General features: G+C 40.8%; 17 protein-coding genes. 12 read left to right on the top strand and 5 right to left on the bottom strand.

The features are described from left to right. Nucleotides 1-41: 41 nt before the first annotated feature. Nucleotides 42-1,751, bottom strand: a complete 1,710-nt coding sequence (locus D3P12_RS03265) for a glycoside hydrolase family 3 protein (protein ID WP_118193651.1) — start codon at nt 1,749-1,751, stop codon at nt 42-44. A 484-nt stretch (nt 1,752-2,235) separates the two neighbouring features. Between D3P12_RS03265 and D3P12_RS03260 the strand changes: the two genes are divergently transcribed. Genes D3P12_RS03260 through D3P12_RS03215 form a run of 10 tightly spaced genes read left to right on the top strand, consistent with a single transcriptional unit; the run spans nt 2,236 to nt 12,589 of the window. Continuing rightward, complete coding sequence (locus D3P12_RS03260; RefSeq protein ID WP_118193650.1) at nt 2,236-2,928, top strand: GNAT family N-acetyltransferase; 693 nt, start codon at nt 2,236-2,238, stop codon at nt 2,926-2,928. A 16-nt stretch (nt 2,929-2,944) separates the two neighbouring features. Continuing rightward, nucleotides 2,945-4,141 carry an argininosuccinate synthase gene (gene argG / locus D3P12_RS03255; protein ID WP_118193649.1) on the top strand — a complete coding sequence of 399 codons (1,197 nt, stop codon included), beginning with the start codon at nt 2,945-2,947 and terminating at the stop codon, nt 4,139-4,141. Beyond that, complete coding sequence (gene argC / locus D3P12_RS03250; protein ID WP_118193648.1) at nt 4,138-5,121, top strand: N-acetyl-gamma-glutamyl-phosphate reductase; 984 nt, start codon at nt 4,138-4,140, stop codon at nt 5,119-5,121. Before argG ends, argC begins: the two co-directional genes overlap by 4 nt. A gap of 7 nt (nt 5,122-5,128) precedes the next feature. Further along, on the top strand, nt 5,129-6,262 hold the full coding sequence (locus D3P12_RS03245; RefSeq protein ID WP_118193647.1) for an aspartate aminotransferase family protein: 1,134 nt from the start codon (nt 5,129-5,131) through the stop codon (nt 6,260-6,262). A 44-nt stretch (nt 6,263-6,306) separates the two neighbouring features. Next, nucleotides 6,307-7,257 carry a Rossmann-fold NAD(P)-binding domain-containing protein gene (locus D3P12_RS03240; protein ID WP_118193646.1) on the top strand — a complete coding sequence of 317 codons (951 nt, stop codon included), beginning with the start codon at nt 6,307-6,309 and terminating at the stop codon, nt 7,255-7,257. A gap of 3 nt (nt 7,258-7,260) precedes the next feature. Then, nucleotides 7,261-8,058, top strand: a complete 798-nt coding sequence (gene argB / locus D3P12_RS03235; RefSeq protein WP_118193645.1) for an acetylglutamate kinase — start codon at nt 7,261-7,263, stop codon at nt 8,056-8,058. A gap of 9 nt (nt 8,059-8,067) precedes the next feature. Continuing rightward, nucleotides 8,068-8,877, top strand: a complete 810-nt coding sequence (gene proC, locus D3P12_RS03230) for a pyrroline-5-carboxylate reductase (RefSeq protein ID WP_118193644.1) — start codon at nt 8,068-8,070, stop codon at nt 8,875-8,877. 5 nt (nt 8,878-8,882) lie between these two features. Continuing rightward, a complete protein-coding gene (locus tag D3P12_RS03225) occupies nt 8,883-9,950 on the top strand; it encodes a M20 family metallo-hydrolase (RefSeq protein ID WP_118196948.1) in 1,068 nt (355 codons plus the stop codon). 29 nt (nt 9,951-9,979) lie between these two features. Then, nucleotides 9,980-11,311: an argininosuccinate lyase gene (gene argH / locus D3P12_RS03220; protein WP_118193643.1), complete on the top strand. Its 1,332-nt coding sequence runs from the start codon at nt 9,980-9,982 to the stop codon at nt 11,309-11,311. A gap of 6 nt (nt 11,312-11,317) precedes the next feature. Beyond that, entirely contained in the window at nt 11,318-12,589 is a 1,272-nt protein-coding gene (locus tag D3P12_RS03215) for an acetyl-CoA hydrolase/transferase family protein (protein ID WP_118193642.1), read from the top strand. On the opposite strand, the gene hisS is transcribed toward D3P12_RS03215, so the two are convergent. Further along, nucleotides 12,576-13,946: a histidine--tRNA ligase gene (gene hisS / locus D3P12_RS03210; RefSeq protein WP_118193641.1), complete on the bottom strand. Its 1,371-nt coding sequence runs from the start codon at nt 13,944-13,946 to the stop codon at nt 12,576-12,578. The genes D3P12_RS03215 and hisS overlap by 14 nt on opposite strands. 114 nt (nt 13,947-14,060) lie before the next feature. On the opposite strand from hisS, the gene D3P12_RS03205 reads away from it, so the two are divergent. After that, nucleotides 14,061-14,570 (top strand): DUF2911 domain-containing protein, encoded by a 510-nt coding sequence (locus D3P12_RS03205; RefSeq protein ID WP_118193640.1) that lies wholly within the window; start codon nt 14,061-14,063, stop codon nt 14,568-14,570. Between the two features lie 99 nt (nt 14,571-14,669). Here D3P12_RS03205 and D3P12_RS03200 read toward each other — a convergent pair whose 3' ends face one another. The 3 genes from D3P12_RS03200 to D3P12_RS03190 are packed head-to-tail and all read right to left on the bottom strand — an operon-like array spanning nt 14,670 to nt 16,910. After that, on the bottom strand, nt 14,670-15,353 hold the full coding sequence (locus D3P12_RS03200) for a metal-dependent hydrolase (RefSeq protein WP_118193639.1): 684 nt from the start codon (nt 15,351-15,353) through the stop codon (nt 14,670-14,672). A gap of 13 nt (nt 15,354-15,366) precedes the next feature. Beyond that, a complete protein-coding gene (locus tag D3P12_RS03195) occupies nt 15,367-15,672 on the bottom strand; it encodes a YbaB/EbfC family nucleoid-associated protein (RefSeq protein WP_118193638.1) in 306 nt (101 codons plus the stop codon). A 56-nt stretch (nt 15,673-15,728) separates the two neighbouring features. Next, entirely contained in the window at nt 15,729-16,910 is a 1,182-nt protein-coding gene (locus D3P12_RS03190) for a serine hydrolase domain-containing protein (protein WP_118193637.1), read from the bottom strand. 159 nt (nt 16,911-17,069) lie between these two features. On the opposite strand from D3P12_RS03190, the gene fumC reads away from it, so the two are divergent. Further along, nucleotides 17,070-18,467 carry a class II fumarate hydratase gene (gene fumC / locus D3P12_RS03185; protein WP_118193636.1) on the top strand — a complete coding sequence of 466 codons (1,398 nt, stop codon included), beginning with the start codon at nt 17,070-17,072 and terminating at the stop codon, nt 18,465-18,467. The last annotated feature ends 1 nt before the right edge of the window (nt 18,468 follow it).

The raw sequence follows: 18,468 nt of genomic DNA, 5'->3' as shown, positions 1-18,468 counted from the left end.
CAATAAACGGTAATATTTCGATGACTATTTAAACCCAGTTACTATTCTCCGTCACCGTATTTAAAAAAAGCATTGACGGTCACAGGCAGTTTGCCCGTTGCTTTTATTTCTCTTAAAACTGCCTTTGCAGCAGCGCGTTGCAAAGGTTCATCATTCTGATAGCATACCATGAGCGAGTTCGCGGCTTCAACACCCGGCAAGGAAGCCAAGGCGTAAGGGTTACCGAATAAAACGAAATGGGCATTGGTGCTTGCCAACTGACTTATAAATAATTTAATGGTGCTATTGTAACGAAGTGTGCTCCCCGGTCTTGTCCGGGAATCATGCAAAGCGACAATAACTTGGTCATAATTCCGCAAAGCAGAGCTTACTCTTGAAACATCGTCAGCTGTTGCGTTCTCGCTAAGAAGAAAAGAAAGACTATTATCAAAACGATCATCGATAATTTTCTGAAAAGTACTAATATCATGGGTACCTATACTGATCACAGCCGTCTTTTTAGTAAAAGAAAGGTCTGCAAGTCTCCGGCTTCCTTTCAGTACAGTAATGGCGTTATCTGCCAATAGCTGATTCAACTGCAGGGAAGTTTGCTTATTGAGATCGCGATACAGATTTTGCAGGCTAACGGGTTTTGCAGTATGTAATCCCAACCAATACTTCGCCGCCAACACCTTCTTCACTCGTTTTTCAAGGTCTTCCTTGTCTATTCTCTTTTTCCGCACAGCCTTACGAACCGCTTTGATAGCCCGCTTACTGTTTTGGGATAGTTCAAGAATATCATTGCCTGCTATGATCGCACGGACATCGGCCTCTCCATCTTTAAAATATTTGACAACTCCATTCATGTCCATCGCGTCTGTAAAGGTCAGCCCTCTGAAACCCATCTCACCCTTCAATATCCCAGTGATAACTTTCTCCGATAATGAAGAGGGCAAGTTTGGGGTTTTATCTAAACTGGGGATGTTCATATGGGCAACCATCACTCCGGAGGCTCCTTCATTAATCAACTGCCGGAAGGGGTACATTTCGAGAGAATCAAGTCGAGCGCGACTGAAAGAAAGTACGGGCAGGTCATGATGTGAATCTACGTCGGTATCTCCATGACCAGGGAAATGTTTTAACGATACAATTATACCTTCATCCATCATTCCTGTCATATATGCACTTCCTTTTCTGGCGACGTTCTCTTTATTTTCCCCAAACGAACGGTAGTTTATTACCGGATTACGCGGATTGTTGTTTACATCGACAACGGGTGCGAAGTTTACCCCAAGACCGAGTCGCTTGAAATCTTTCGCTACCTCACGACCCATTTGATAAATCAAATCATTGTTTTGTATAGCGCCTAAAGCCATTTGATAAGGATAGGAGATGGTTGAATCGGGCAAGCGCATTCCTAGTCCCCACTCACCATCTAGAGCGAATAATAGGGGCACTTTAGAAACGGATTGATATTCGTTAATCAAATTAGCATGCCTAACGGGTCCGCCTTGAAACAGGACTACTCCCCCTAAGCCCTCATTTTCAATTACCTTTGCAACTGAGTCGATATAACGCTGCCCCAAGTTCGTATGCGCTCTTACCATGAACAATTGTGCTATGCGTTCCTTATTATTCAGTTTATTATAAACCGAATCTACCCATTCATGCTGGGTATTGATAAATTTGATAAAATTTGAGCACTGTTGAGCGTGCGAAAAGTTCGCTAACAACAGGGACAAAACAATCAAACAAAATATTCTTATTCTCATAACAATTTCATAGTGACGCCAAAGATAGCAAGCAAACGTCAATAAAACGGAATTAACCTAGAGAAAAACTGTTATAATATTGATGCTGATACCTGGACTTCGATATGAAAAACCCAGCTTATACGCTAAAAAAATGGCATTTCAATAATGCTTATCATGTATTTTTAAAAAGATACTATTTTTTATACCGCTTATATAAATAATAATTTATACCTTTGTGTCTTTGACACTTCAAAAAGACAATGGAATTATTATTAAACGATACATATCACTCCAATCAGACGTCAGAGCATCGTCTGCAGGCTGATATTTGTAATTTCCGTTTTATTGATAATCTGATCTTTAGAGTCCGACGACCGCTAAAGCCAAGGGCTTAGTATTTGGCAATCTTCTTTCTTCTTCCTCAGATAAGCCCCATCTTGCGGAAGCACCCACTAAAATTATTAATTAACAATTGTAGTAAACAATTAATGAGTCTTTGTCAATGAATCTTTCAGATTTTGTTGTGATCCCTGCAACAGAACAGCATGTCATATACGCTGAACAAATTTGTGAGGAAATGGCGGAATCGGCAAAAGCCCGAGGAACCGGTATAGCTCGTAGGAAACCAGAATATGTAAGTCAAAAAATGCGTGAGGGCAAAGCCGTCATTGCATTGACGAAAGAAACTGCCGAATGGGCAGGCTTTTGCTACATAGAAACATTTAGCCATGGCGAATACGTAGCGAATTCAGGCCTAATTGTCAACCCCGACTACCGCAATGTCGGTTTGGCGAAGGCCATCAAGAAGAGGATCTTCAATCTTTCGAGAGAAAAATATCCTAAGTCAAAGATTTTTGGACTTACTACGGGCTTTGCCGTAATGAAAATCAATTCAGACCTAGGATATGAGCCTGTACCTTACTCTGAACTGACCCAGGATGAAGAATTTTGGAAAGGCTGCCAAAGCTGCGTAAATTACGATGTTTTACAAAGTAAAGGGCGCAAGAACTGCCTCTGTACCGCAATGCTTTGGGACCCGACTGAGAAGGAGAGGGAGATTCGTCTCAAAATCGAAGAAAAAGCACGCGCGAGAGAGAGGCTAAAACAAATTACAAAGAAATCCTCTCTTTTAAAAAGGATTGGGATTAAACTGAGACGCTCAACAAAAATGCTTTTTACAATGATTCCGTATTAAAATATAAAAATAAACAATGAAGAAAAAAGTAGTATTAGCATATAGCGGAGGCTTAGACACCTCGTATTGTGTTGTTTATCTAACACGTGAGTTAAATCTAGAAGTACATTCCGTATTGGTCAATACGGGCGGATTTACCGAGGATGAATTAAAGCAGGTTGAAGAGCGTGCTTATGCCATGGGCGTAACTTCCCATCATACGGTTGACGAATCTGAGAATTATTATGAGTCCAGCATTAAGTATTTAATTTTTGGCAATGTTCTAAAAAATGCGACTTACCCTCTTTCTGTGAGCGCCGAAAGGGTCTCACAGGCAACAGCCATTGCAAAGTATGTTCAAGAGATAGACGCTGATTATGTAGCTCATGGGAGTACTGGGGCAGGAAATGATCAGGTTCGCTTTGATATGATTTTTAATATCTTAATTCCTGAAGTTCAGATTATAACACCCATCCGCGATATGAAACTGAGCCGAGAAGAGGAAATAGCCTATTTACAACAACAAGGGATAGAGCTTAATGCAGAAAAAGCTAAATATTCAATAAATAAAGGCATTTGGGGAACATCTGTCGGGGGGAAAGAGACGCTCACCTCTGATCAAACTTTACCTGAAGAAGCGTGGCCAACACCAGTAACAGCTACCGAAAAGAAAACTGTACGGATTGATTTCAAGAACGGTGAACCTATGGCTTTGGATGGGGAACAACTAAAACCTGTTGCTTTAATTCAAAAGCTGCAAGAAATTGCTCAGCCCTATGGTATTGGTCGCGATATTCATGTGGGGGATACAATTATCGGGATTAAAGGCAGGGTTGGTTTCGAAGCAGCAGCTCCTATTATTATTATAAAGGCCCATCATACCTTAGAAAAACATACGCTCACGAAATGGCAATTAAGTTGGAAAGATCAGCTAGCCTCGTTCTATGGGAACTGGCTGCATGAAGGGCAGTTCCATGATCCCGTGATGCGTGATATCGAAGCTTTTTTTACCAGTTCTCAACAATTTGTAAACGGAACAGTGACGGTAGAGTTAAACCCGTACCGTTTTCATATTGTCGGTGTTCAATCTGAGAACGACTTAATGTCTAATAAATTTGGAAGCTATGGTGAAATGAATAACGCGTGGACTGGTGAGGATGTAAAAGGCTTCTCCAAAATATTTGGAAATCAGGTTATGATCTGGCATAAAGTGAATAAAGGAGGTCAGCAGTGAAACAACCGGTAAAAGTAGGCATAATCGGTTCCGCTGGCTATACTGGTGGAGAACTAATCCGGTTACTTTTAAACCACCCTTCCGCGGAAATAGTATTTGCTCACAGCGAAAGCAATGGTGGCAATCTGGTATCCGATGTACATTTGGATTTATTGGGGGAGACTGATCTTCGGTTCTCCGACAGCCTGACGCAAGATATAGATGTCCTGTTTTTGTGCGTAGGACATGGAAATGCGCGGAAGTTCTTAACAAATCACAAAATAGCGGAAACTGTTCGTATTATTGATCTAAGTCAGGATTTCAGGCTAGAAGCCAATGCAAGCTTTGAAAACCGTGAGTTCGTCTATGGCTTGCCCGAATTACAACGAGCAGCTATAAAATCTGCAAGAAACATTGCCAATCCTGGTTGCTTCGCAACAACTATTGAGCTTGCCCTATTGCCTTTGGCTCAAAAAGATCTGATAAAAACCGAGGTTCACGTGAATGCGACAACCGGAGCCACCGGTGCAGGACAAAATCCGACGGCAACGACACACTTTAGCTGGAGAAACAATAATTTGTCGGCTTACAATATATTTCAACATCGACATCTTGCTGAAATCGGCGAGGTTTTATCTCAGTCATCTGGAGTCCAACCGCAGATTAATTTTATACCTCAACGGGGTGATTACCCCAGAGGGATCTTTGCTACGAACTATTTAAAAAGTGATTTAAGCTTGGAAGAGGCTTATAGCATTTATGAATCATACTATGCAGAACACCCTTTTACCCATGTCAGCAGGAAGAATATTGACCTGAAGCAAGTTGTAAATACTAACCGAGCCCTAGTACATTTAGTCAAACACCAAGATATTCTACTTATTATTAGCATGACAGACAACCTACTAAAAGGAGCCAGTGGCCAGGCAATACAAAACATGAATCTGATGTTTGGTCTGGACGAAAAAGCAGGCTTAAATCTAAAATCTATCGTATACTAAAAATAAAATGAAACTTTTTGATGTATATCCATTAAACGAAATTGAAATCGAGAGAGCCTCAGGCCTCAATGTTTGGGACAAGCACGGTCAAAAATACCTTGACCTATATGGTGGCCATGCGGTTATTTCAATTGGCCATACTCATCCCCATTATGTTGATGCTCTTACCAATCAACTAAACAAAGTCGCTTTCTATTCCAATTCGGTACTCAACCCACTACAAGAAAAATTAGCTGATTTACTTGGCGAGCTTTCTGGCAAACAAAACTATTCGCTGTTTCTTTGCTCAACTGGTGCTGAAGCAAACGAAAATGCACTTAAAGTTGCTTCATTTTACAATAAGCGAAAAAAAGTGATCGCTTTCAAAGGTGCGTTTCACGGACGAACATCCTTGGCGGTGGCTTGTACAGATAATCCAAAAATTGTCTCGGCGGTAAATAAACATGATGTTGTGTTTCTACCATTTAATGATGAAGATGCACTTGAAAAGGCATTTAGCGAATATGGCGACGCAGTTTCGGCCGTAATCGTAGAAAGCATACAAGGCGTTGGGGGAATCCAAGAAGCGACACCACTATTTTTAGCAAAAATCAGAGAGCTTACTACAGCGTATGATGCCGTCTTCATAGCCGATGAGGTTCAATGTGGATACGGGCGTTCAGGTCAATTTTATGCGCAAGCCTATTCCCATTGTGAAGCAGACATCTATACGATGGCAAAAGGAATGGGCAACGGGTTCCCCATTGCAGGAATTTCCTTATCTCCAAAATTTAAGCCGTGGCACGGTATGCTCGGCACAACTTTCGGTGGCAGCCACCTAGCTTGTGCTGCGGGTATTGCTGTTCTAGAAATCATGGAAAAGGAGGGCCTGATCGAAAACGCGAAAAATATAGGAACCTATTTGCTAAATGAGCTTCGAACTTTAGATAAAATCCAAGAAGTAAGAGGTCGCGGATTAATGATAGGGATTGATCTTCCGGCAGAATTAAATCAGATCAGAAAGGAGCTTCTATTCGACGATCATATATTTACTGGGGTGGCTAGCCCGAATGTTATTAGATTACTCCCAGCTTTAAATATAACCAAAGATGATGCTGATTTCTTTTTAGATGCGCTAAAAAAACGTCTACAGAAAGCTTAATTTTAAAATACAAAACCACCTCGAAACCTTTAAGAACAATAAAAATGAAAAAATTCTTCTCTGTTAACGATGTTCACGATCTAAAAAAACTTGTTCTAAAAGCAAAGGACATAAAAGCTTCACCCTTCAGCGACAAGCAACTTGGTGAGAATAAAACCTTGGGTTTAATCTTTTTGAATCCAAGTCTTCGAACCCGTTTAAGTACACAAAAAGCCGGGCTTAATTTGGGCATGCAGGTTATGGTGATGAACATGGGACAAGAGGGTTGGGCTTTAGAAACCCGAGATGGCATTGCAATGGACGGAAATACGGTAGAGCACATAAGAGAAGCGGCCGGAGTTATCGGTCAATATTGCGATGTAGTAGGTTTTCGGTCATTCCCATCATTAAAGAACCGTGACGAAGATTATAGCGAGGAGTTATTTAACAAATTTATGGAATTTTGTAAGGTTCCAATGATAAGTCTGGAAAGTGCAACAAGACATCCACTACAGAGTTTTGCGGATCTACTAACCATTGAGGAACATAAAACTGTTAAAAAACCAAAAGTAGTACTCACATGGGCTCCGCATGTAAAAGCACTTCCGCAGGCAGTTCCTAACTCATTTGCGGAATGGATGAACCGAGCTGAAAAAGAAGAGATGATCGATTTCTGTATTACACACCCTGAAGGGTATGAACTGGCGGAAGAGTTTACCAAGGACAGCGAGATCATCTATAATCAAGAAGAAGCGATCAAAGATGCTGATTTTGTATATGTTAAAAATTGGTCGAGCTATAGAGATTACGGAAAAGTCATCAGTACTGACAGTAAATGGATGATCCAACCCGACCAACTGTCGAAAAGCACAAAAGTAATGCACTGTTTACCTGTTCGGAGAGATGTTGAACTTGCTTCGAGCATACTTGATGGGCCGCAATCACTTGTCCAGGCAGAAGCTGGCAACAGGCTGTGGGCAGCCCAAACGGTACTAACGGAAATATTAAGCTCTTAACCTATGAATAACAAGAGTAAACTGCGAATCATCAAAATTGGTGGGAATATTATTGACTCTCCTTCCCTATTAACAAAATTTTTAGCAGATTTTAATACTGTTGAGGGTAAAAAAATCTTGATTCATGGCGGTGGAAAAATTGCTACAGATTTTGCCTCGCAGATGGGCATTGAAGCCAAATTAGTTGATGGTAGAAGAATAACAGATGACCCCATGCTAGACATTGTAACCATGGTGTATGCAGGCTTGGTTAATAAAAGGGTTGTTGCACAGTTACAAGCGCTAGACTGCAATGCCATTGGCTTATCAGGGGCGGATGGAAATTCTATCAAAGCGGTCAAGCGACCGGTAGCAGCAATCGACTATGGGTGGGTTGGCGACCTTAGCGAAGATTCAGTAAACGAGAAAGCCTTATCTCTTTTCCTTGAAAATGGATTCACCCCTATTTTTTCCGCAATAACACATAACGGGGAAGGTCAGCTCTTAAATACCAACGCAGATACCATTGCTGCCAGTATTGCTGTTGCCTTGTCCGCTGAATATTCAGTATCTCTCATTTATTGTTTCGAAAAAAAGGGTGTATTAAAAGATGTAAACGATGAAGAATCAGTAGTTCGGGAAATTCAGCAAGCCGATTTTATTCCGCTTCAAAAGAATGGTACTGTAGCAGGCGGAATGATCCCTAAACTGCAAAATGCCTTTGATGCGATCAACAAAGGTGTAAAGGACGTATTCATAGGTCATGCGGCTGATTTAGCTCTTCTGCACGAAAATCAATTTGGAACACGAATTATGAAATAAAATCTAAAAATGAAAAAAATTACTATTATCGGAACGGGGAATATTGGACGATCATTAGCCAATGGACTGGTAAATAAATCATATTGCAAAGCGGGTGAAATCACACTTACCCGAAGAAACATTAAAAATCTGGCCTCAGAAGCCGCTGCAGGTTACTTGGTAAGCGATGATAATGCCGAAGCCATTACAGATGCCGACATTATTGTATTGGCAGTTCTGCCCCAACAACTGAATGAAGTTATTGATCAAATTTTGAAAAAAATAGACGCAGAAAAGCAGCTGGTTGTATCGGTTGTGTCTGGAGTTACCTGTCAAAATATCAAAGATAGCTTGGGTGAAAAAGTGCAAGTCGTACGCGCAATGCCTAACACTGCTATATCTATTGGGCAGTCCATGACCTGTATTGCGGGAGATGACGCCGACCCAAAATCAATTAAAGAAGTAACCAGTCTATTTGAAACAGTGGGTTCAGTCATTAGAATAAACGAGGATCTTATGACCGCAGCAACTGCCTTGTGTGCTTGCGGAATCGCTTTCTTTTTAAGGTCTATCAGAGCTGCATCACAAGGGGGTGTGGAAGTAGGGTTTCATGCCGATGAAGCGCTAAAAATGGCGATACAGACCGCTAAGGGTGCCGCCGACCTGCTTTTACAAATGGAGAGTCACCCGGAGAGCGAAATTGACAAAGTTACCTCGCCCAAAGGATGTACGATTGCGGGGCTCAATGAGATGGAACATAATGGTTTTAGTTCGTCCATGATCAAAGGGATAAAGTTATCGGCTAGAAAAGCTGGAGGGCTTTATCAAGATGAAAATTGATGGAGATGGAAGATCTGCAAACACTAACACATGAGAGCATTGAACTCTTGAAACAATTAATCAGCATTCCGTCTTTCAGTAAAGAAGAAGAAGAAACAGCTGATAAAATAGCTGAATATATAACAGCTAAAGGTGTTCTCATACACCGTAAAGGCAATAATATTTGGTGTTATAACGAACATTTTGATAAAAACAAGCCGACGATCCTCCTCAATTCCCATCACGACACTGTAAAGCCCAATCCAGGGTATACCAATGATCCCTTTGAGCCCATCGTCGAAAATGGAAAATTGTATGGTCTAGGAAGCAATGACGCAGGTGGAGCCCTTATTTCACTTTTAACTGTCTTTCTTTACTTCTACGATTGCCGGACCCTTAAGTACAATCTCTGCTTTGCAGCGACTGCTGAAGAAGAAATATCAGGAAAAAACGGCATTGAATCTATCTTGGGGGATATCGGCGAGCTCGACTTTGCTATTGTTGGTGAACCAACCTTGATGCAACTCGCTATTGCTGAGCGCGGCTTAATGGTAATTGACTGTGAGGCTATGGGAAAGGCAGGACATGCGGCTCGAAACGAAGGGGAAAACGCAATATACAATGCCATAGCAGACATCAACTGGTTCAAAAGCTATAAATTTCCAAAAGAATCGAGCTTATTCGGTCCGATCTCCATGAACGTGACTATCATTGAAGCTGGATCTCAGCACAATGTTGTACCCGCGAGCTGCAAATTCACCGTTGATGTTCGGGTAACTGACGCTTATCGAAATGAAGAGGTATTGGAGATTATAAAGGCAAATATAAAATCTAATGCCTCAGCCCGCTCTACGCGACTCAAACCGTCGTCTATCTCACCGGAGCACCCCATCGTTCAGGCTGGCCTCGACCTAGGCAGAAAGACATATGGTTCGCCAACTACGAGTGATCAGGCATTATTAGATGTTCCGTCACTGAAATTAGGACCTGGAGATTCAGCCCGATCTCATATGGCAAATGAGTATATTTACCTCGATGAGATTGAGGATGGGATTAATTTATACATTGAGATGTTAAAGTCAATCCTCATTTAATAAAATGATCGTTTAAATAAAATTAGAAAATGAAACTCTGGGAAAAGGACAGTCAAATTGAGAATATTGTAGAAAAGTTTACGGTAGGAAAGGATCGTGAACTTGATCATCAGCTCGCCCGTGCGGACGTTATAGGATCACTAGCACACACGCAAATGTTGGAGAGTATCGGCTTGCTTACTTCAGAGGAGCTGGATCATATTCACAAGGAACTAAAAACTATATACCGGGAAATAGATGAAGGTGATTTCAAGATTGAAGAAAACGTGGAGGATATCCACTCCCAAATAGAGATTCTTCTTACTGAACGAATAGGCGATGCTGGAAAGAAGATTCATAGTGGACGCTCCAGGAATGATCAGGTTCTTGTCGATCTAAAGATTTTCTTCCGATCAGAAATAGAGAAAATTGTTAACAACTGTAGACTCTTATTCGATCAATTAAATGAACTAAGTGAAAAGTATCAGCATGTTCTTATTCCCGGCTATACGCATTTACAAATAGCTATGCCTTCGTCATTCGGATTATGGTTTGGGGCATACGCTGAAAGTTTAATTGATGACCTGGAGTTAATGCTGGCCGCTTGGAAAATTAGCAACAAAAACCCTTTAGGCTCCGCAGCGGGTTATGGTTCATCATTCCCGTTGAACCGAACGCTTACGACCGAATTGCTAGGCTTTGAAAGCTTAAACTACAATGTAGTGTACGCACAGATGGGGAGGGGCAAAACGGAGCGAATTATTGCTCAGGGGATGTCATCTATTGCTGCAACACTGGCGAAGTTTTCGATGGACGTTTGTCTTTACATCAATCAAAACTTCGGCTTTATATCATTCCCAGATGAATTGACTACAGGATCAAGCATTATGCCCCATAAAAAGAATCCGGATGTTTTCGAATTAATACGTTCGCGTTGCAACAAAATTCAAGCTTTACCCAACGAAATTGCGATGATGACGACAAATCTTCCATCGGGATATCATCGTGATTTGCAACTATTAAAAGAAAACCTCTTCCCAGCTTTTGAGTCACTTAACGAGTGCCTTCTGATATGCAAATATATGCTCGAGCATATTACTATAAAAGATGATATTCTTTCTGATCCTAAATATGATTACCTATTTAGTGTAGAGGTGGTAAATAATGAAGTATTACAGGGTGTCCCCTTCCGCGAAGCATATAAAAATATTGGCAGAGCAATTGAGGCAGGCACGTTCCAACCAAGCCGAAGTGTAAAACACACTCACGAAGGGAGTATCGGTAATCTTTGCAATGCAGAGATCAGGAAAAACTTCGATGAAGTCTATAAATCTTTTAACTTTGATAAAGTTCGAAATGCAGTAAATAATCTTGTAAAATAATATATCATGAAGTATCAGGGTCCTGAAGAAGCCGTTAGGTTAATTCAAACTGACCATCGTGTTTTTATACACTCAGCGGCAGCTACTCCTCGTGAATTGGTGAGAGCGATGTCTCATCGTAGTTCGGAAATAAAGAATGTTAAGATTTACAGTATGCATACTGAATGGGATGCTCCGTATGGCGATCCCGAGCATGCAGATTCTTTTGACATTAATGCTTTTTTTGTTGGAGCTAACATCAGAAAGGCCATAAATGAAGGCCGGGCTGCCTATGTCCCGATGTTTTTAAGTGAAATCCCGAAAGCTTTTAGAAGTGGACACATACCACTTGATGTGGCGCTAATTTCTGTCTCTCCGCCCGACAAGAACGGTTATTGTACAATGGGTGTCTCCTGTGACATTTCGCGTGCAGCTGTTGAAAAGGCCAAAACCATTATTGCTGAAATAAACCCCAATATGCCAGTGGTGATGGGAGATGGCATAATACATATATCTGAGATCGATGCTTATATTGATGTTGATTACCCCATTTATGCTCAGCAATTAAAGGAGCCAACGGATGTCGAATTAACTATCGGTGAAAATGTAGCGACTTTGATTGAAGATGGGTCTACATTACAAATGGGGATCGGGGGTATACCCAATGCGGTGCTTCAATGTTTGATGGGTCATAAGAACCTGGGCATTCATACAGAAATGTTCTCTGATGGGGTAATCCCATTATTTGAGAAAGGAGTTATAAACAACCGTGAAAAGAAAAGCCACCCTGGTGCGATCGTTTCCAGTTTTTCTATCGGCTCTAAAAAACTTTATGATTTTCTAGATCGAAACCCTTTGGTGAGAATGTTGGATATTGAGTATGTAAATGACCCCGGAACAATTTCCAAAAACCCTAAAGTTACAGCAATAAATAGTGCGATAGAGGTCGATATTTTCGGACAGGTATGTGCGGACTCTATCGGCACCAGACAATACAGTGGCGTAGGCGGACAAGTCGATTTTATGCGAGGGGCAGCTTTATCAAAAGGTGGCAAACCCATCATAGCGATCCCTTCTATAACCAATAAGGGAATATCGAGAATCGTATCCTTATTGAAGCCCGGTGCCTCAGTAGTAACAACTCGCGCGCATGTACATTATGTAGTAACAGAATACGGTATTGCTTATTTACACGGTAAAAACCTCCGCGCTCGTGCGAAAGAATTGATTAGTATTACCCACCCCGACCATAGGGAGCAAATAGAAAAAGAAGCATTTTCTATTTTTAAATCAATTTAAAAATATCGGCCTCAGACACTTGTGTCTGAGTGCCGTTGATCATATCTTTTAATGTATAAAAACCATTTTTGATCTCATCGTCCCCAATGAGGATGACGAAAGGAATATTTTTAGCATTCGCATAAGACATTTGCTTCTTCAACTTCGCTGCTGATGGATACAGCTCGGCGGCAATTCCCTCAGCTCGTAGTCTATTTAGCAATGGCAGTGCGTATCGCTCTGCTTCTTTGTCAAAATTACTTAACAAAACACGTGTGCCTACGCTGGTTTCTTTAGGAAAAATATCAAGCTCCAATAACACGTCGTAAATTCGATCAGCTCCAAAGGAAATTCCTACCCCAGATAGTCCCGGAGTTCCGAACATTCCAGTAAGATCATCGTATCGTCCTCCACCGCCTATACTCCCCATCTGAACTTCATTCGTTTTAACTTCTAGTATGGTTCCAGTATAATAGTTTAACCCTCGAGCTAAGGTAATATCCAACTCCAATGATCTTAAAATATTCTCATCAAGAGTCGTAACATAATCAAGAAGCTCCTCCAGTTCTTCAATCCCTTTTCTGCCCGTCGTTGAAGTTTTCAGAAAATCCTTCAAAAGCTGCAGCTGCGAAGGAGTATCCCCTGATGAATTTAAAAGCACACATAGTCTTTCGATTGCATTTTTACTAAATTCCTTACTTTCCAACTCGCGCACTACACCCTCAACCCCAATCTTGTCTAACTTGTCAATTGCTACCGTCATCTCGACAAGTCGATCCGATACTTCAAGCTCTTCAGCAATGCCAGCCAGCACCTTTCGATTGTTGATCTTGATATCAAAATCCGAAAGTCCCAGGGACGTGAGCACCTCAAAATAAATTGCAATAAACTCCGCCTCATTAAGTAAACTATCCGACCCCACGACATCCGCGTCACACTGATAGAACTCGCGATATCGACCCCGCTGGGGACGGTCCGCTCTCCATACAGGCTGTATTTGATACCGCTTAAACGGAAAAACAATATCATTCTGATGCATTACGACAAAGCGGGCAAAAGGGACGGTTAAATCATATCGGAGCGCTCGATCCGATATGATATGTGTTAAGCTTTTTGAGTCTATATTCAACAATCTGTCATTCGGAACCTTGGATAGATAATCACCTGAATTTAAGATTTTAAATATTAGTTGGTCCCCCTCCTCTCCATACTTCCCCGTTAATGTTGTTAAATTTTCAAACGATGGAGTTTGAATTTCGCTATAACCGTACTTCCTAAAAACTGTTTTTATCGTATCAAATATATAATTCCGCCTTTCCATCTCTAACGGTGAAAAATCACGGGTTCCTTTTGGAATTGAGGGTTTAAGTTTTGCCATAAGTACAAAGGTAATAATTACCGTCCATTGAAAAATACTTCCTGATACCATTGTCATGAATTCGTACTTTTTGCTTTACTTTTAGTATTTTAGTTTCTCAAAAAATAACAGATTATGAAAAAGATTATTCTTTTATTGGCGCTAACCATCGGATTTACATTAAATTCTAATGCGCAACAAGACAAGTCAAAAAGAGCGAGCCCACCCGACTCGGTGTCCGTAACAACAGGAAGTGGAGTTACAATAAGCATCCATTACAGTCGCCCCTACCTAAAGGGCCGTGACCTCGCAACATTAACCCCTCCGGGAAAAGTTTGGCGAACCGGAGCTAACGAAGCTACTACATTTGAAATCAATAAGGATGTAAAAGTGAATGGGAAGAAATTACCAGCCGGCAAATACAGCTTGTACACTATTCCTGGGGAAAATCAATCGACTATTATCTTTAACAAAACCTGGGAACAATGGGGAACCCAATACGACCAGAAGAATGATGTTTTGCGCGTTGATGCACCTACGAGTTTAGGTAACCCAACGGTAGAACAATTCACAATTACGGCCGACGATACTGGGGAAGTTAACTTGCTCTGGGGGGAAGCGATCTTATCGTTTAAGGTTGAGTAAAAACTTGGCTTCGCTACCTTTGTTATAAAGCAATTATAAAAGGGCATATAATGATACATATATGCCCTTTTATAATTGCTTTATATAATCCACTACGAGCTATAAATCTATAGAGGCCCCGATGTCCAGAAGCTGTAAATTTAAACCAGCATCTGAAAACTGTTTTACAGCCTCGCCTTCATTGATTTTTATAGGCGGGAAGGTGTTATAATGTATTCCAATAATATTCTGGCAATTGATAAATTTTGCAGCTTTAATTGCGTCACCAATATCCATAGTAAAGAACCCACCGATGGGGAGGAAGGCCCAATCTATTTGTTCGTCTTTTAATAGTTGCATTTCGATAGTTAAGGCAGTATCTCCAGCAAAATAGACCGTTTTTCCGTTTGATTTAAGCAAGTAGCCAGCTGGAGCACCTGCATAGCTTCCATCCGGAGCAGCGTTTGTATGTAATGCGTGAACCATTTTAACTGTCCCAAAATTACCCTTAAAAGTTCCTCCGAAGTTCATCGCGGTTATTTTATTCTCTGGCACACCTTGCTTTTGAACCCAATCCCCGGTTTCAACAATTCCAATCACCTCCGCATTACTTTGCCGTTGAATTTCTGCCATATCGTGAACATGATCACCATGACAGTGACTTAAAAAAATATACTCTGGATGAATATTTTTCAACTCGATATTGCTTGCGAGTTTATTAGGTGTGATAAAGGGGTCAAACAAAACACTCGTACCATTAAGATCCAGTTCAACCGTTGAATGACCATAATATGTTGCTTTCATTTTCGATTAATTTTTATTTACCAAACATTCCTCCCAAGCCTCCCAACATATCTTGAGTTACCGCTTGCATCTCGCTTTGGCTGATCTGATCGGCTTGTGTAAGAGCCTTATTAATTGCGGTAACCAATAATTCCTCTAACTCTTCTTTATCAGCAAGCTTAAGGAACTCCGGATCAATAACGATTTCTTGAATCTGTTTGTTGGCATTGGCGACCACCTTTATCTTTCCCGATTCAACTTCGCCGAAAACACTAATAGTCTCTAATCTTTTTTTTATCTCCTCGGCTTTTTGCTGTGCTTGCATTAATTTATCAAACATACCTCTTTAGTTTTTAATATAAATACAACGATCCATATGCATTAATTGTTCGAAATTTATTCGATATACTCTCCCCGACTATTGTACGCACCCTGTCTAATGACCGGCATATCCAATATTTTATAGACCTCATCTAAATGGTTTAAGCTGCCGTTGACCATATTAGAAAGAAATACTAGCGTTATATCGTTATCTAGATCGCGGACATAAAGGTTTTTAAATCCATGCCACCAACCTGTATGATAAGCAATAGTATGTCCCTCATTTTTATATAAGCGCCAACCAAACCCATAGTTGAATACTCCACGAACAGGATCACTATATCCCGTATATGCAGAATCTAAAAGAGCTTTATCAACAACTCTACCCTCAGAAAGCGCACGATCAAATAGAAACAGGTCACCTACCGTGCTGTAAATTCCTTTATCGCCAACTGGGCCATCCAGGAAGTTTTGAACAACGGAACGCCTAAAAACTCTGTCGTGCCCAATTACATCGGTAGGAATTTTATCATAATCAGCTTTCGAGTAAACTGCTGTATTCTTTAGTCCCAATGGCCGGAATATATTCTCTTGCATAAATACAGTAAACGATTGCTTCGAAACTATTTCAATAATTGCCGCCAGCACCATATAGTTACTGTTATTATACAAAAAACGAGCATCTGGCACATTGTACCTCGCCGGTTTTTTTTCAACAAGTAGATCGATTACGTCTTTATTCGAAGCGCCTTTTGTCTTATCTTTCCAAATTTCATCAATAAAATATATATAGTTAGGAAGGCCAGATCGATGAGTCAACAACTGCTGTATCGTCACCCCCGGATAAGGAAAATCAGGAATAAATTCATTTACAGTTTGGCTCAGCTGTATTTTCTCCTGCTCAACTAATTTTAGAATCGCTGTGGCTGTAAAAGGCTTCGATACAGATGCCAACTCAAATTGGGAATCTATCTGAAGGCTGTCACGATGTAAATAGTCAGCCCAACCGAATGAATTTTGATATATTATTTTGCCCTTTTTCGCTATCAAGACATTGCCATTAAAGCCAGATTTTTGATGTAAATTCTGCATAAAATCATCAATCCGCTTATCTGCCGTAGCAGGATCATAAACTAGGCGTATGCTATCGGTTAATTGTTGTTTTTTTTCTGCTTTGATTCGCTTACTTTCAGCAGATGAGCAAGCGATGTAAATACATGGGATTACAAAAATAAGTACCTTTAGTTGTCTTAACATGTAAACGAGGAAAATTGATGTTTTTTCTAAATGACGAAAATGCGTAAATATTTTTAAAAACGCTAGTATATATCATTTAAAATACAATTTTACTGATACGAATTCCTCCTAAATGTTTTCTATTGTTAACTTTGTTTAAAACAATTAAATCTTAGTCATATGTCATACAGAATTGAGCATGATACCATGGGTGAAGTACAGGTTCCTGCTGATAAATATTGGGGCGCACAAACCGAACGATCTAGAAATAATTTTAAAATTGGTGCTCCGGCGTCGATGCCCAAAGAGATTATTGAGGCATTTGCTTATTTAAAGAAGGCCGCAGCATTTACCAATGCTGATGCGGGCGTTTTACCGACGAAAAAGCGCGATCTAATAGCGCAAGTTTGTGATGAAATCCTTGATGGAACCCTTGATGATCAATTCCCTCTCGTTATTTGGCAAACAGGGTCGGGGACTCAATCAAATATGAATGTTAACGAGGTTGTATCTAACCGTGCTCACGTCATTGAAGGCAATAAGCTTGGTGAAGGAACCCCCTTTATTCATCCAAATGATGATGTTAACAAGTCTCAGTCTTCTAACGACACCTTTCCGACAGCCATGCATATCGCAGCCTATAAAGCTATTATAGAGATAACTATTCCCGGTGTGGAAAAACTACGCGATGTGTTACAGACGAAATCCGAAGAGTTTAAAGATGTAGTGAAGATAGGAAGAACACACCTTATGGATGCCACTCCTTTAACTTTAGGTCAAGAGTTTTCTGGTTATACGGCTCAGTTAAACTTCGGTTTAAAGGCACTGAAAAACACCCTTGACCATCTTTCTCAACTTGCGTTAGGGGGCACCGCAGTCGGTACAGGGATAAATACACCAAAAGACTACGCAGTGAATGTTGCAAAATATATTGCCGATTTCACTCAATTACCTTTCATAACAGCGGAGAACAAGTTTGAGGCACTCGCGGCACACGATGCTATTGTAGAAAGTCACGGAGCATTAAAGCAGTTAGCAGTCTCATTGATGAAAATTGCCAACGATGTGCGGTTACTCGCATCAGGTCCACGCTCAGGAATCGGAGAAATCACCATCCCAGAAAATGAGCCCGGTTCTTCGATCATGCCAGGCAAGGTAAATCCAACACAATGTGAGGCTCTAACCATGGTAGCAGCTCAAGTGATAGGAAACGACGTAGCAATCTCAGTTGGAGGCTCAAACGGCCATTACGAGCTTAACGTTTTTAAGCCTATGATGGCAGCAAACTTTTTACAGAGCGCCCGTTTAATTGGGGAAGCCTGCGTTTCTTTCACCGACCATTGTGCTACGGGGATCGAACCAAATTATGAAGGGATAAAGAAGCATCTTGACAATTCACTTATGCTTGTAACTGCCCTTAACCCACATATTGGGTATGAAAATGCAGCCAAGATTGCTAAGAAGGCTCATAAAGAGAATACTTCTCTGCGCGAGGCTGCGCTGGCCTTAGGACTGTTAACTAATGAGCAGTTTGATGAATGGGTTCGTCCGGAAGACATGATCGGGGGCCTTAAATAAA

Origin of the sequence: Pedobacter indicus (assembly GCF_003449035.1) — a bacterium.
Classification (GTDB): Bacteria; Bacteroidota; Bacteroidia; order Sphingobacteriales; family Sphingobacteriaceae; genus Albibacterium; species Albibacterium indicum.
Note: the sequence above shows the minus strand (reverse complement) of the source record. Positions and strands in the feature narration are given on the sequence as shown.